Origin of the sequence: uncultured Thalassolituus sp. (genome assembly GCF_950066645.1) — a bacterium.
Taxonomy (GTDB): Bacteria; Pseudomonadota; Gammaproteobacteria; order Pseudomonadales; family Oceanobacteraceae; genus Thalassolituus.
Genome location: NZ_CATMFB010000002.1, coordinates 253199 through 267636, shown reverse-complemented (window position 1 = coordinate 267636; position 14438 = coordinate 253199). Strand labels below are relative to the sequence as shown.

Genomic DNA, 14438 nt, shown 5'->3' with positions numbered 1-14438 from the left:
TATAAAAACCGCCGGAGTTTGCGACCAACCCCGGCGGTCATTGGTGATCTGACGATTTCCGTCAGACCGTGACCAGACGATGTGCCTTAGCGGAACATCGCGCTGATGGATTCTTCGTTATTGACGCGACGGATCGACTCAGCCAGAAGACCAGCGATGGTCAGCTGACGGATGGTGCCCGTTGCTTTTGCGGCTTCAGACAGAGGGATAGTGTCAGTCACTACCAGCTCGTCGAGCTCTGCATTAGCCAGGCGCTCAATCGCGGGGCCGGATAGTACAGGATGTGTACAGTAGGCGACAACCTTTTTCGCACCGAACTCTTTCAGAGCTTTGGCTGCCTGGCACAGGGTGCCTGCCGTATCGACCATATCGTCAACCAGTACACAGGTACGTCCACTGACGTCGCCGATGATGTGCATGACTTCAGACACGTTCGCTTTTGGGCGACGTTTGTCGATGATCGCCAGATCTACATCAAGCTGCTTAGCGATTGCACGGGCGCGGACAACACCGCCGATGTCGGGGGATACAACGATCAGATCTTCGAACGCCTGACGCTCAATGTCGTCGAGCAGAATAGGGGAGCCGTAAACGTTATCCACCGGGATATCGAAGAAGCCCTGAATCTGGTCGGCGTGCAGGTCAACAGTCAGAACACGGTCAATACCAGCGCCGGACATCATGTCTGCAACGGCGCGTGCAGAAATAGGCACACGGGCACTGCGTGGACGGCGGTCCTGACGGGCATAACCAAAATAAGGGACTACCGCAGTAATGCGGTGAGCAGAGGCGCGACGCAGACCGTCAGCCATCAGGAGAATTTCCATCAGGTTGTCGTTGGTCGGAGCGCAGGTCGGCTGAATGATAAATACGTCCTTACCACGGACGTTCTCATTGATCTCAACCGTAATTTCGCCATCACTGAATTTGCCGACGGTGGCTTCACCGAGGGGGATGTCCAGACGTTCAACGACGAGTTTCGCCAGTTCCGGGTTAGCGTTACCGGTAAATACCATCAATTTAGACACAGGCTGCCCCTTGATGTTGCAATTCAATAATGGAAGGAAACAGAAAGTTGGCTGAGGTGGCAGGATTCGAACCTGCGCATGACGGGATCAAAACCCGTTGCCTTACCGCTTGGCGACACCCCAGCATCAAGACGGTCTGAATAATACCTTATGAGTCATTGAAAGGTTAGAACCTTTCGCGACGAAGGCCACATATTCAGCCGGTAACTGGTCAGAAACCCGGAGGGCTTCTTTCTCAGAACCGAAGCTTGAAAATATGCAAGCTCCAGTGCCCGTCATCTTAGCAAGGGAAAATTTATTTAGCAAATTCAATGCGTTACCAACTTCTGGGTAAAGCATTGTGACAACTTGCTGGCAGTCATTTCTGCCCCCTTGCCTCAACGCGGTGCGAATATTAATTGGGTCCGTATCCCGGGTCAACCCCTCATGCTGAAAAATTTTTCCTGTATTAACATGCACTTGCGGACACACTATCAGGTACCAGGGTTCGTCGAGTTCCGGCACAGGGGTTAATTGTTCGCCAACTCCCTCGGCGAAGGCCGCCTGCCCGCGGACAAAGACCGGAACGTCAGCACCGAGACTCAGCCCCAGCTCTGCCAGTTCGTCGAGGCTCAGGCCGAGCTTCCATAGATGATTGAGCGCGAGAAGCGTCGTCGCTGCGTCTGAGCTTCCGCCGCCGAGACCACCGCCCATCGGCAGAATTTTGGTCAGCCGGATGTCGGCCCCCAGAGGCGAGTCAGACGTCTTCTGCAGCAGGCGGGCCGCGCGGATAATCAGATTATCTTCCGCTGCGACGCCTTCAATTTCGGGGGTCAGGGACAGTTCATTATCTGTCCGGACCCGGAATGCGAGTTCGTCGCCATAATCCACGAACTGAAACAAGGTCTGCAGATTGTGGTAGCCGTCGGCCCTGCGCCCGGTGATATGCAGAAACAGATTGAGTTTGGCCGGCGCTGGCAACGTCAGCCACGTGTTGTCGGCAGGGGAGTCAGTCATAGAGGGTCCATTCACGGATCGAGAAGGTAAAACGGAAGTCGTAGCCGCTGACTTTCACCAGACCCGGCACCCAGAAGCCATTCTGCTGCGAGTAGCGACTGTAGCGGATCTCCCAGCCATACTGTTCCATGCTGCTGAGTAGACCCGACTCATCATAGGTTGTCACGGCGTCGCCACGCGGGCTGGGCTGGCCTTTGACCCAGTAACGGATGTCTGAGACCGGGAAGTTCCAGCCCATATAAAGCAGCATGAGCTCTTCGGGCGATTCTGCACTGCGGGGCTCGTCCCAGCCCGGGAGGGTCAGCTCTGCAGAATGACCGTCGCCGCTCAGTCGGGTGGCCCCTTGCCCTAATGGGCCGGCAATGTAGATATCAAATTCGCGTTGTTGCTGTTGCCAGTCAAGGTAACCAGTAGCGCCGTCGTCGGGAGTCCGCACTGACATCTTGCCACGGACCTGCCAATGCTCCAGTTCTGACAGGCGATCCTGGAGGTGTTCCTGCCCGCCTTGTGGACGGAAGGCTGCGCAGGCCGATAACAGGAGAACGACGCTGATCAGCGTCAGGGTTTTCAGTGGTCTGGTCATGAATCAGAGCTCCGCTGGCGTCAGGCCATGGCGTTGCAGGGTGTCCATAATCACTTCGCTGTCGGGCGTCAGCTCCAGCCCTTGCTTCCAGACATCCCGGGCCTGATCTTCAGCGCCGGTAACCCAGTACCATTCACCCAGATGTGCGGCGATTTCGTGGTCCTGCATTTTGCTCCAGGCATCCATCAGTAGTGGACCAGCCTCGTTTATCTTGCCTTCACGGAAGTAGAGCCAGCCGAGACTGTCAATGATGGCTGGGTTTTCCGGCTGCAGTGACAAGGCTTTTTCAATCAGGGGTTCTGCTTCTGCAAAGCGCTCGGTGCGGTTCGCCAGGCTGTAGCCGAGTGCATTGAGCGCTTCGGGATGGTCTGGTTCGATACTCAGCAGCTTTCTCAGATCGTCTTCTAGCCCCTGCAGGTCTCCCATACGCTCAGATAACATGGCGCGGGTATACAGCAGGCTGACATCGTCCGGGGCCTGATCCAGTGCCCGGTTCAGGGCATCAGTTGCTTCCTCGTAACGTTTGTCGTGTATCAGTAAATCGGTGCTCAGACGCAGCATGTCGGCTTCGTACTGGGGGTACTGCGCTACCCGCTCTTCGAGATAGGCGAGCGCAGCGTCGGTGCCCTGTTCATCGCGCAACAGGCGGGACGCTGCCAGTTGTCCGGGAAGAAATTCGCGGCTTTCACCTATCTGCCTGTAATGCAGCAGTGCCAGGTCGTTGTCGCCCTGATCGGCTGCAATTTTGGCCAGGTAATAGTGGCTTTCGTTTTCGTGCGCGCCCATCCCGATCAGGTTGCGAAGTATTTCGCGGGCGCTTTCGTAGTAACCAAGCTCAGAATCCAGCAGAGCCAGCGACAGCATAATCTGTGGATCTTCCGGGAACCGGTGATTAATGAGAGCGAAGGCATCGCGGGCGTCTTCCATCCGCTCCGCCTGCAGCAGCATTTTGGCGCGCAGCAGTGCAATCTGTTTGTTATCCGGATGATCATCCAGGACGTCTTCCAGCCAGTCGATGGCCTTCGGCAGACGGTCGGTGGCCGCCAGGATTCTTGCTTTCAGAATGGCGGCAGGCAGAAGTCCGGGTGCCAGTCTGAGTGCTTTATTGATGTGTCTGATGGCTTCGTCGGGCTGGTCCAGCGACTGCTCAAGAAGTGCCCGGGCGTAGTACAGGTTGCCTTCTTCCGGATAGTCGGAGGAGAGTGCGGTCAGTTGTTCCAGAGCGACAGACTGATCGTCAGGGCTCTGAGTGGTCAGGGCAACGGCAAAGAAATCGAACTGAGCAACGCCGGTCATCTCATAAAACCGGGTGTAGAGGGTCAGGCTGTCTTCAAATGTGTGCTGGGTGAGGGCAACCTGAGCTGCGGCCTGGACGGCTCCGGGATCGTCAGGATCTACTTCCAGCCAGATGGCACTGGCTTCCGCGGCGAATTTGCTCGCACCGACAAACTGGGCGATACGTAAGGCGCGTTCTGCCACGTTCGGATCGCGCGTTTTGCGGGCCTGGTCCATGTAGTGAAACAGTGAAATGTCGTAGCGTTGACGCTGACCGGCCAGTTCGGCAACAAGCAGGGAATACATCGTCGGGGCAGGAATGGAGCGGTATTCAGTGACGACAGGAGGGCGTTCGGGGGCGGTTTCTTCCGCAGCTTTACTGCCTCCCAGGGTACTGCATCCTGACATTGTGACTGCTGACATCAACAGGGCGATGGCTACGCGGCTGCGGTCGGTAAATAGTGTTCGCATGACGGGTGTAAAACCTGTGGTCCTTGTTCCTGATTCGCGATGCTCTGCGGATCTGATGGTGTTATTTAACGGTGTAAATGTCCCGCGGGCAACGCAGAAGCAGTAAAAACCCCAGATTTTCAGGGTATTTCCTCAGAAATCGTCCGAAAGAGTGTCTTTGCAGTCTCATTTCTCTGGTCGATAATGGTGTTCTCCGGGTCAGACAAGGGATTAGCTGGAAGATTTCACGCGAAAAAAATCGCCCGGATGTTTATAATCGCGGCTTTTTCACGGGGAGTTCCGTCCGGCAGAATGACTATTTGGGCTCTGGGTATCAATCATAAGACTGCTCCGGTGGCGGTGCGCGAGCGCGTAGCGTTCGACCCTGCGGGCATGCCTTTGGTTCTCCAGCGTCTGCAGGAACTCGACAGTGTTTCTGAAGTGGTTGTTCTTTCTACCTGTAACCGGACTGAAATCTACTGTACCGGCGATGACCGTGGACCGTCTCTGGTCGCTGACTGGCTGGTACACAACCGGGAAATCGGGTCTGCCGACCTCGATGCATCACTCTACGCGTTAGAAGAATCTGACGCGGTCGCTCACACCATGCGCGTGGCCAGTGGTCTGGATTCACTGGTGCTTGGTGAACCGCAGATCCTGGGGCAGATGAAATCTGCGTTCGCAGTCGCCCAGGAAGCCGGCACGGTCGGATCCGAACTCGGGCGTCTTTTCCGCCAGACTTTCTCCATTGCCAAGCGCGTCAGAACAGATACCGCTATCGGCCAGAATCCCGTCTCTGTGGCTTTTGCCGCCGTGCGTATGGCACAGCATATTTTTGCCGATATGAAAAACAGCCGGGCGCTGCTGATTGGTGCGGGTGAGACCATTGAGCTGGTGGCAAGGCACCTGCAGCAGGCTGGGGTCCGTCACATGACGCTTGCTAACCGCACTCTGGCGCGTGCTCAGCATCTTGCGCAGGAGTTTCATGCCGAAGCGGTTCTGCTGGAGGATATTCCGCTGGCGCTGCCCGATGCTGATATCGTGATTTCTTCAACCGCCAGTCCGCTGCCAATTCTTGGTAAGGGCATGGTCGAAAAGGCGCTGAAGAAGCGTCGTCACAAACCTATGTTCATGGTGGATATCGCCGTCCCCCGGGATATTGAAGAAGAAGTCGGGGAGTTATCAGACGTGTACCTTTATACGGTGGATGATCTGCGCGATATCATCGAAGAAAACGTGCGCTCCCGTGAAGATGCTGCCAGACAGGCAGAAGAGCTGATTTCGGCTGGCGTGGACCACTTTATGCGCGAGCTGCGCGCTCTGGATGCGGTAAACACCCTGACAGATATCCGCCAGCATGTGGATACACTGCGCGAAGATCAGCTGGAGAAGGCTCTGAAGCAGCTTCAGAACGGCACAGACCCTGAAAAGGTACTGAGGACTTTCGCCCATACCTTCAGCAATAAAGTACTGCACAAACCCATGACGGCGCTTCGCCGTGCCGGCTCAGAGGGACGTCTGGAAGTCCTCGACTGGAGCCGTGAACTGTTTGATCTGGATAATCGCTCAGAATGAAACCTTCCATCCTGCAAAAGCTAGAAAGCCTGCGTGACCGTCACGAAGAGGTAGGCCACCTGCTGTCTGATCCTGGCGTTATTGGTGATCAGGATAAATTCCGCGCACTGTCGAAGGAGTACAGCGAGCTGGAGGAAGTTGCAGAGACTTTTTCCCGCTACGAGCAGGCGTTGGCAGACCGGGAAGAGGCAGAGCTTCTGGCCGCAGACAGTGATCCGGACATGCGCGCGATGGGCGAGGAAGAGCTGCAGAGCAGCAAAGAAAATATCGCTCTGCTGGAGCAGGCGATTGAGATTCTGCTGCTTCCCAAAGATCCGGATGACGGCCGTAACGTGATTGTTGAAATCCGTGCAGGTACCGGCGGTGATGAGGCCGCCATTTTCTCCGGTGACCTTTACCGCATGTATACCCGCTTCGCTGAAACTCAGAGCTGGCGCACCGAGATGCTCAGCTGCAACGAAGGTGAGCACGGCGGCTTCAAGGAAGTGATCGTTCGCATCAGTGGTGCGGATGTGTACTCCCGGCTGAAATTTGAATCGGGGGCGCACCGGGTTCAGCGTGTCCCTGAAACCGAAAGTCAGGGGCGTATTCATACATCTGCCTGCACGGTAGCTGTGATGCCCGAAGTCGAAAGTGAAGATGAAATCGACATCAACAAAAACGATCTCCGGGTAGATACCTTCCGGGCGTCGGGCGCCGGTGGTCAGCATGTGAATAAAACCGACTCTGCGATCAGGATTACGCACCTGCCCACCGGTCTGGTGGTTGAATGTCAGGATGAGCGTTCGCAACATAAAAACCGGGCCAAAGCGATGGCGATGCTGGCGACCCGCCTGCGCGACGCACAGCGCAGCGCTGCACAGGCGGAACAGGCAGCCACCCGTAAAAGTCTGGTGGGCTCCGGCGACCGCTCTGAGCGCATCCGCACCTATAACTATCCTCAGGGGCGGGTAACAGATCATCGTATCAATCTGACGCTCTATAAACTGGAAGAGATTGTTCAGGGCGACTTGTCTCCGGTCATCGAGCCGCTGATCCGCGAACACCAGGCTAACCTCCTGGCGGAAATGGCGGGTCAGTGAGCCAGTCCATCGCTCAGTGGCTGACGGATGCCCGTCTGGTGCTGGCTGACAGTGAGTCGGCGGCACTGGACGCCGAGTTACTGATCCGTTTTGTACTGCAGGTAAACCGCGCCTGGTTGTATACCTGGCCAGACCGCGAACTGAGCGCTTCGCAGCTGAATGAACTGACGATTCTTCTGGAACGCCGCAGAACCGGTGAGCCCATCGCTTATATCACGGGTGTCAGAGAGTTCTGGTCATTGCCTCTCGCCGTGTCGCCTTCTACTCTGATTCCCCGCGCTGATACAGAAACCCTGATTGAGTGGGCGCTGGAACTGGATCTTCCTGCGCGATCACGTGCACTCGACCTGGGGACCGGTACGGGCGCCATTGCGCTGGCTCTGGCTTCCGAGCGACCCCGCTGGTCGCTCAGCGCGGTCGAGCTGAACCGGGAGGCAGCCCGCCTTGCCGGAACCAATGCCAGCAATCTTGGGCTTGACCTTAATGTGCTGCAGGGGAGTTGGTTTGAGCCTGTGGCGGGCACCTTTGACCTGATCGTCTCCAACCCTCCGTACATAGATCCGCAGGATAAGCACCTGAGTGAAGGTGATGTGCGCTTCGAACCCGAGTCTGCACTCGTGGCATCTGATCATGGCCTTGGGGACCTGAAACTGATCATTGAGCAGGCCCCGGATTATCTCGAGCCGGGCGGCTGGTTATTGCTGGAGCACGGATATGATCAGGCTGAGAAGGTGTGTGAATACTTACGGATGCGTGGTTTCCTTGAGGTAGAAAACCGCCGGGACCTGGGTGGAAACCCAAGGATCAGTGGTGGGAAATGGCAGAGCGACGACGGTAAGGAGTAACCCGTGAACAACGATGAATTGTTGCGTTATAGCCGCCATATTCTGCTGCCGCAGTTAGATGTAGAAGGGCAGGAAGCCATTGCCGGAGCGCACGTACTGATTGTTGGCCTGGGTGGTCTTGGCTCCCCGGTTGCGCTGTATCTGGCGGCTTCAGGTGTCGGGCGCTTAACCCTGGTTGATGACGATGTGGTCGAGGTATCCAACCTTCAGCGGCAGATTGCGCATGACCAGACCAGGGTAGGGCAGAGCAAGGTAGCATCTGCCGCTGCCCGTATTGCTGAGATGAACGCGGCGGTCTCAGTTGAGGCCATTCAGGCCCGGGCTGATGCTGCCTGGTTAAAGGCGACTGCCGCTGATGTGAGCCTGATTGTGGATTGCAGTGACAACGCTGCTGTCCGCTATGCCATCAATGACCATTGTCTGGATCATGACATCCCCTGGGTTTCGGGGGCTGCGATCGCGTTTTCGGGACAGGTGGCCGTGTTTGATCCCCGCGTGCCGGGCAGTCCCTGTTACCGCTGCCTTTATCCTGCGCTCAGTGATGAAGCGCTTTCCTGTGCCGAGAGCGGCATTCTGTCACCCATCACCGGCCTGATCGGGAGTACTCAGGCGGTTGAGACTCTGCGGCTTCTTACCGGCTTTGGCACTTCCCAGACGGGTTGGCTGAACACTTACGACGGGCTCAGTGGTGAGTGGCGACGCTGGCGCTTAAACCAGCGTGCCGGATGTGATTGTCAGAGACGGAAGTCAGTCACTGGTAAGTGACAGGGCGGTGCGGATGTCACTCCAACTGATCAGTTTGAAGTTCTGATTGCTGGTGGGCATACGGTTGCGCCCATCCTGAACGACCAGCATACCCTCTGGGAAGTCACTGCCAAGACGGGCAGAAGTTACCTCCAGACCGTCGGTTTCTGAGGCTCCGTCGAGCTGTTTCTCAGTGTTCATACCGACCCGGAACCTTCCCAGGAAACGGTACGGTGTATCTCCTTCAAACAGCGTGTAGCTGTCGTTGCCCTGACTGGACACAACCAGAACAGAGTCATGGGCAGTCTGGTAGAGCGCCAGGCCTTCTACATCGGCGACCAGATGCTCAGATACGGGTATGACCAGTTCGGGCGTCTGAGCCTTATCGGGGCTGACGGTCGTTCTCCAGATACCAGCAGCCTCCTCGCCCATGAACAGTACGCCAGTCTGATCATTGGCGACGCAGCCCTCCGGTTGAGATGGCAGGCGGAAGGCACGGACGAGTTTTCCATGCCAGTACTCACCATCCGTAAGTATCCGGTATTGCTCGTAGCGGCCATCCTGGTCGTTGATAAATACGTAGGTTGCATCTTCGTGTTGCGCCATGCACAAGCCATACACATCATCGAGTGTCGTGGGGACATCGTTGATCCAGCTGAGACTGCCGCTGGCTGGGTCAATGGCAAACAGGCTGATGGCTTTGAGGTCTCTGTGGCTGGCGGCTGCGATGTCCACGGTGTTGCCCTTGAGGTTCACGCCATAACGCAGATCGACATTGTTCAGGCGGCCCTTACCGATGGCCTGCAGACGCTCGCCCTGCAGGTTGTACACTTCCAGACCCCATTGCTTATTCGTTCCGAGGATGCGCGAGGCTTCTGGCATCTGGTGGTTCAGCCATATCGCAGGGTCGTCTGCAGCATCGCCGGGTGAACGGACGCTGTCGGTTTCGCGCTGCGCCACGACAGTTGGAACCTGCTCTACTGCAGGCGGGTGATTGCTGAACACTGGCCCGGGCAATATCGTACTGAGAAGCTGCCCACTGTGTTCATCGTATACCGTTACCAGTGGAGATCCGGATTCCTGCGCCAGGCTCAGTCCTTCCGGCTGAACATCAGCAGGAAGGGAAAATACTTCGCTCTGGGATGGGAGACCGCTACTCAGATCGTAAGTGGCCAGCCAGGGCTCTCCCGCGCCTGTAGCGACAAGCAGATTCTGGCGAATGGCCAGCCCCCCGGCTTTCCCGGGCAGATTCCCGAAAGGTGCGCTGAGTGCCACAGCACTCCGCTCATACGGTTTCTCTGCATTGGCCGGATAACTCCAGATCCCCATAGTTTCCTCATTGACGAAGAGCTGCTGCAGCCGGTCGCTGGTGGTGCAGTATTCAGCGTCAGGCGGAAGTGGGAAGCTGCGGATTTCGGTCAGCAGAGCCGGGTGTTCGGGGGTGATTAGGTAATGGCGGGCGAGATGATCATCACCGAGTACAAATAGCTGCAGGCCTTCATTCACGGGTTGGTAGAGGCACAAGCCCTCAGGTGCGAATGACAGCGGACCGCTGTAATACGCCTTTTGCTGGCGGAGTTGAATCAGCACAATGCGGTCGCTGGCGCCATCAAAGGTGGCGAAAAATTCTCCGCGCAGATCTCCATACTCAGTCCGGAGGGAGGTCGTGAGAGCCTGGCCATTGAGTACCGGGCCGTGATCGGGAGACAGTGTCAGCCAGCCGTTATCAACAGCCCAGCCAGCTTCGTGCCCCGCGGCAACTGGATTCAGCGGGAGTTCTTTACTGGCAATGTCGTTTGAATTCTGGGCACATCCACTGGTCATCAAGGCGAGCGGTAATGTCAGTGCTATGGATCGGATATTCATTCAGTTTCCTGCGTTTGTCAGGGCCGGCTGTCGTGCCGGCCCGGTCGTGATCAGAAATTGGTGTAACGGATACCGAGGCTGTAGGTCGGACCGTAGTCTTCGTACTGAGCGTTGTAGCGCCCCGTCTTCTGATAGCTGTAATAGGATTCGTCGGTAAGATTTGCGATCCCGAAGGTTATCTTCAGATCCTTGTCAGCCTGATATGCGGCGTTGAAATCGACCTGGGTCTGACTGCTTTGCCAGACATCGGCATCGCTGGTTTCGAGACTGTTTACCTCGGCCAGATACTCTGATTTGTAGTTGGTTGCCAGGCGGATGGAGAAGCGTTCGTTTTCATAACCTACGATGAAGTTACCGGAAACATCTGATTGATCAGGCAGAGGAATATCACGTTCGGCGACTTCACCGTCTATGTAGCCGCTGATGGTTGCATCGCTCTCAGTGAAGGTCGCATTTGCATTAATCAACAGACCATTAAACGGTGCGGGAAGATGGCTGAAGCGGTGGGCGATCGCCAGTTCAATTCCGCTCAGTCTGGCGTTGTCACCGTTTCGGAAAGTAATGACTTCGTCATAATCACTGTAGTCTGCAGAGCCGGCAATATCGGTTTCGTAAACAAAGTGATCGATCGATTTATGAAAAAGTGCCGCCGATAACACACTGGCATCGCCCAGATAGTGAGCGACGCTGAGATCAAGATTCGCTGATTCCAGAGGTTTAAGATCTGGATTGCCCATTTCCGCTTCGGCGCCGTCATCAACAAAATTGGGGCTCATCTGCTCAAAGGTTGGTCTGACAACTGCGTGAGTCCAGGCAGCCCGGACCTCAGTGGTGTTGTTCAGGTCCCAGCGTGCGAGAAGGGCTGGGAGGGTGTGGCTATAGTCATTTTCACGCTCGGTCCGGATAAGTTCGTCATCGCTGTTGAGTGCGTTACCGGCCAGATCTGTTTCCGTCTTTTCATGTCGGACTCCGGCGATCATATGGAGTTGATGAGTAATATCCATTGTCCCCATCAGGTAGGTGGCGCTGATGTTTTCCTGGATACGGTAGTCAGCCAGTGCAGATTCTTCCTCGTCAAAGGCCTCGTCACTGTTCAGGCCGGCCATGAGGTCGCGTATGGCTCCGGCGTGAATGCCCGGCCCGAAACGGCCCAGTGAATAGTCTCGTGTGGCCCCCCGGTAGTCACTGAGACTGAGTGGTGCATCACCGAAGTCCTCGTAGACCCAGACGTCTGCGTCCTGTGATTTGTGCCTGCGGCTGGTTTTTGCGCCCGCTTTCAAGGTTGCAAACTTCTCACCGAGAAGAAAATCCCGGCTGATATCCAGCTGAGCCTGACGCTGAATATCCTGAGTGTGGCTCCGGCCAGCCTCAATCTCGGCAAGCTCAAAACCATCGGTGTCGTAGAAGGCTGCAGGGCCGCTGACGACAGGTCGTCGACTGCTGGAGAAACTGAGATCGTTCAGGCTGTCAGTGCCTTCAAAGACAGCGCCGGCGATGCTGTCAGGTTCGTCCTCTTCCGCTTTACTGACACCGATCTGGTACGTAATTGTCCAGTCGTCAGTGACATGCTTTCCGCCAAAGGTGCTGGACATAATCGTCTGCGTTTCTTTTCGGTCTTTGAGTTCACGGGCGACGTCACCGCTGCCTGTCTCGCCACTGGAAATTGCGTCTTCAAACTCAACGACGATGGCCTGTCGCTGTTCGTCGTCGGCGAAACGGCTGTAGAGGTTATTCAGCCAGAGCTTATGATCGCGGTTAATTTCGTATTCGAGATTGAGAGCGGCACCAGAACGCTGACGATTGATGCTGTATTCCCGCATTTCGACTTCTTCCAGCAACGCCGGACTTTCTTCGAGGTCCCAGGCACCGCCCGTTTCGACGTTATCAGAGCCGAAGTCACGATTTTCCCAGCTCAATGCGAGGGCGACGCCCAGGCGCTGATCCTGGCTCAGCTCGAATGCTTTTCCTCCAGAGACTGACAGGGATGGGTTGGTCTGTTCTGACTGTTTATCATAGGCCGCCTCTGCGTCTGCCGAGACAAACCCCTCGTCATGATCAAGGGCGGAAATACTGCGGATGTCGACTGCACCGCCAATAGCGTTAGCATCCATATCGGGTGTCAGGGTTTTGGTCACCGTCAGTGAGCTGAGAAGAGCAGCAGGAATCACGTCCAGTGCGACTGCGCGACTGCCTGCTTCCGGGGCAGGTACCTGTGTGCCGTTGACAGTGACTGCGTTGAGTTCTGCACCGATTCCCCTGATGCGGACAAAACGGCCTTCCCCCTGATCCCGTTCAATCGACAGGCCCGGCACCCTCTGCAGTGCCTCTGCGGCGTTGGCGTCTGGGAGCTGACCAATGGCATCTGCATCCACCGCGGAGATCGAATTGTCTGCAAAGCGCTCACGGTCCAGTGCCCGCTGCAGCTGGGCGGCCTGTCCGATCACAAGGATCTCGTCATCGGCGGAAGATGACTCATCCAGCTCCATACGCACCCGTGTGACCTCATCGTCAACGACCGAGACCTCTTCAGTGGCGATGACTCTGCCACCCTGGGATAAGATCAGGGAATAGACTCCCGGTGCGACCTGGTTAAAACGGAAGCGACCGCCATCCTGGGTCAGGACCTGCTGTCCTGTCCGTTCGAGCTTCACGGTCATACCGTTCAGTGATTGTTCGCTGGTGGTGCTTACCCGACCAGCGATCTGCCCATCGGCTAATACCTGACCTGCACTGAGCAGGCTAATAGCGGCAACCAGTGGCGTGCTGCGAAAATTCATAGGGTTTTCCTCAAATGCGGTGAGTAACTGGATGGGCGAAGAAAGTAGAAACGGCCTGTGACGTTTATGTGACAGCCGAAATCAGATCTGCGGATTTCAGGCACTCCAGCCCCCCGCAATCGGAATTCTGAGCCTGGATGACTGGTAAGGAAGCACTGGAAATCGCTGTTATAGCGCCTGTTAAGGTCGCGGCTATGGAAATGTTCCTCTCTTTTTGTTGTTTACCTGAGCTGATATGACCCCCGAACAGCTGTCATAAAATTTTGTGATGATTGAGTCAGGTATTCCCTGGAAAACTCTGATGACTTCACTTCTCTCACTCCATATACATAAGCTTCTTTTACTTTCCCTCCTGGCGTTAATCGTTGTGATATTGTCCGCCTGCCTGGGCAACACGAAGCCAATAGCGGATATCGACTGGCTGGATGTTATCGGGGAGGGTTCAACGGCACTGGCTCTGGGAGTCTGGCTCCTGATGATCCTGCGTAGTCGCCCAGCGGGCAGGGTCACTAATCTGCTGACTATGGGTCTGGGGTTTATGTTTCTGGCGATGTGGCAGGACGCGCTGGATGAGTTTTTCAGGCTGGCTGCCGGACAGTACTGGGAAAGCATGATCGAATCGATACTTATGCCTCTTGGACTGGGACTGCTGACATACGGGGTATGGCACTGGCATAAAGAACAGTTAAGTATCCGGATGCAGTTGCAGAAACGTGAGCAGTGTTTCCGTGAGCATCTCTGGCTCGACGGTTTAGGGCAGGTCTCTCTTGCCGATCAGGTCCGGGCGTCTCTGAGGCGCGATTGGCACAGGCCGGGCCAGTACCAGGCCCTGCTAATGACTGAGCTCAGAGGATTTGCAGATTTTGAGCGACGCCACGGTGACCGGGAGGCAGAGAAAATGTTGAGAGAGACAGGAGAGTTGCTGCTGTTGAATCTGCGGCAGCAGGACATGCTCTGTCGGTTTGCCCGCGACCGTATGGTCGTTCTGTTGCCGGAAACGACCCCGGCTACTGCTTTTACGATTGCATCCGAGCTGCAGCAGGCTGTTGAGCATTTCAGTTTCCGGGCGGCGGGTGACGGCGCGCGGATACCGTTGCGTCTGGATGTCGGGATTGCTGTCCGTCAGGCTGCAGACTCGCCTGACAGTCTGATGGAGCGGGGTCACGAAGCATTGGCACGTGCCTCATTGGGCAATGGCTTGAGTCTGGTGTCCTGAC

Annotated in this window: 11 protein-coding genes and 1 tRNA gene; 5 read left to right on the top strand and 7 right to left on the bottom strand. The window is 56.1% G+C overall.

The window, feature by feature from the left end:
* Positions 1-86: 86 nt before the first annotated feature.
* The 5 genes from Q1L85_RS03020 to Q1L85_RS03000 form a co-directional block, all read right to left on the bottom strand.
* Complete coding sequence (locus Q1L85_RS03020) at positions 87-1028, bottom strand: ribose-phosphate pyrophosphokinase (RefSeq protein WP_307726790.1); 942 nt, start codon at positions 1026-1028, stop codon at positions 87-89.
* Positions 1029-1076: 48 nt separating this feature from the next.
* A tRNA-Gln gene (locus Q1L85_RS03015) sits at positions 1077-1151 on the bottom strand.
* Positions 1152-1154: 3 nt separating this feature from the next.
* Positions 1155-2024: a 4-(cytidine 5'-diphospho)-2-C-methyl-D-erythritol kinase gene (gene ispE, locus Q1L85_RS03010; RefSeq protein ID WP_300427462.1), complete on the bottom strand. Its 870-nt coding sequence runs from the start codon at positions 2022-2024 to the stop codon at positions 1155-1157.
* Positions 2017-2607 carry a lipoprotein insertase outer membrane protein LolB gene (lolB, locus tag Q1L85_RS03005; RefSeq protein WP_300427463.1) on the bottom strand — a complete coding sequence of 197 codons (591 nt, stop codon included), beginning with the start codon at positions 2605-2607 and terminating at the stop codon, positions 2017-2019. Before lolB ends, ispE begins: the two co-directional genes overlap by 8 nt.
* Before the next feature lie 3 nt (positions 2608-2610).
* Entirely contained in the window at positions 2611-4353 is a 1743-nt protein-coding gene (locus Q1L85_RS03000) for a tetratricopeptide repeat protein (RefSeq protein WP_300427464.1), read from the bottom strand.
* Between the two features lie 291 nt (positions 4354-4644).
* Between Q1L85_RS03000 and hemA the strand changes: the two genes are divergently transcribed.
* From hemA to Q1L85_RS02980, 4 genes are read left to right on the top strand one after another with little or no spacing between them, the layout of a single operon-like run.
* Complete coding sequence (gene hemA / locus Q1L85_RS02995; protein WP_300432222.1) at positions 4645-5907, top strand: glutamyl-tRNA reductase; 1263 nt, start codon at positions 4645-4647, stop codon at positions 5905-5907.
* Positions 5904-6989, top strand: a complete 1086-nt coding sequence (gene prfA / locus Q1L85_RS02990; protein ID WP_300427466.1) for a peptide chain release factor 1 — start codon at positions 5904-5906, stop codon at positions 6987-6989. Before hemA ends, prfA begins: the two co-directional genes overlap by 4 nt.
* On the top strand, positions 6986-7834 hold the full coding sequence (prmC, locus tag Q1L85_RS02985; RefSeq protein ID WP_300427468.1) for a peptide chain release factor N(5)-glutamine methyltransferase: 849 nt from the start codon (positions 6986-6988) through the stop codon (positions 7832-7834). Before prfA ends, prmC begins: the two co-directional genes overlap by 4 nt.
* A 3-nt stretch (positions 7835-7837) precedes the next feature.
* Positions 7838-8599 carry a molybdopterin-synthase adenylyltransferase MoeB gene (locus Q1L85_RS02980; protein WP_300427469.1) on the top strand — a complete coding sequence of 254 codons (762 nt, stop codon included), beginning with the start codon at positions 7838-7840 and terminating at the stop codon, positions 8597-8599.
* Here Q1L85_RS02980 and Q1L85_RS02975 read toward each other — a convergent pair.
* Positions 8582-10444 (bottom strand): phytase, encoded by a 1863-nt coding sequence (locus Q1L85_RS02975; protein WP_300427471.1) that lies wholly within the window; start codon positions 10442-10444, stop codon positions 8582-8584. The two genes, Q1L85_RS02980 and Q1L85_RS02975, sit on opposite strands and share 18 nt — an antisense overlap.
* Positions 10445-10494: 50 nt before the next feature.
* Positions 10495-13221: a TonB-dependent receptor gene (locus tag Q1L85_RS02970; protein ID WP_300427473.1), complete on the bottom strand. Its 2727-nt coding sequence runs from the start codon at positions 13219-13221 to the stop codon at positions 10495-10497.
* A 301-nt stretch (positions 13222-13522) separates the two neighbouring features.
* Between Q1L85_RS02970 and Q1L85_RS02965 the strand changes: the two genes are divergently transcribed.
* Positions 13523-14437, top strand: coding sequence for a diguanylate cyclase domain-containing protein (locus tag Q1L85_RS02965; protein WP_300427475.1), 915 nt, complete (start codon positions 13523-13525; stop codon positions 14435-14437).
* The last annotated feature ends 1 nt before the right edge of the window (position 14438 follow it).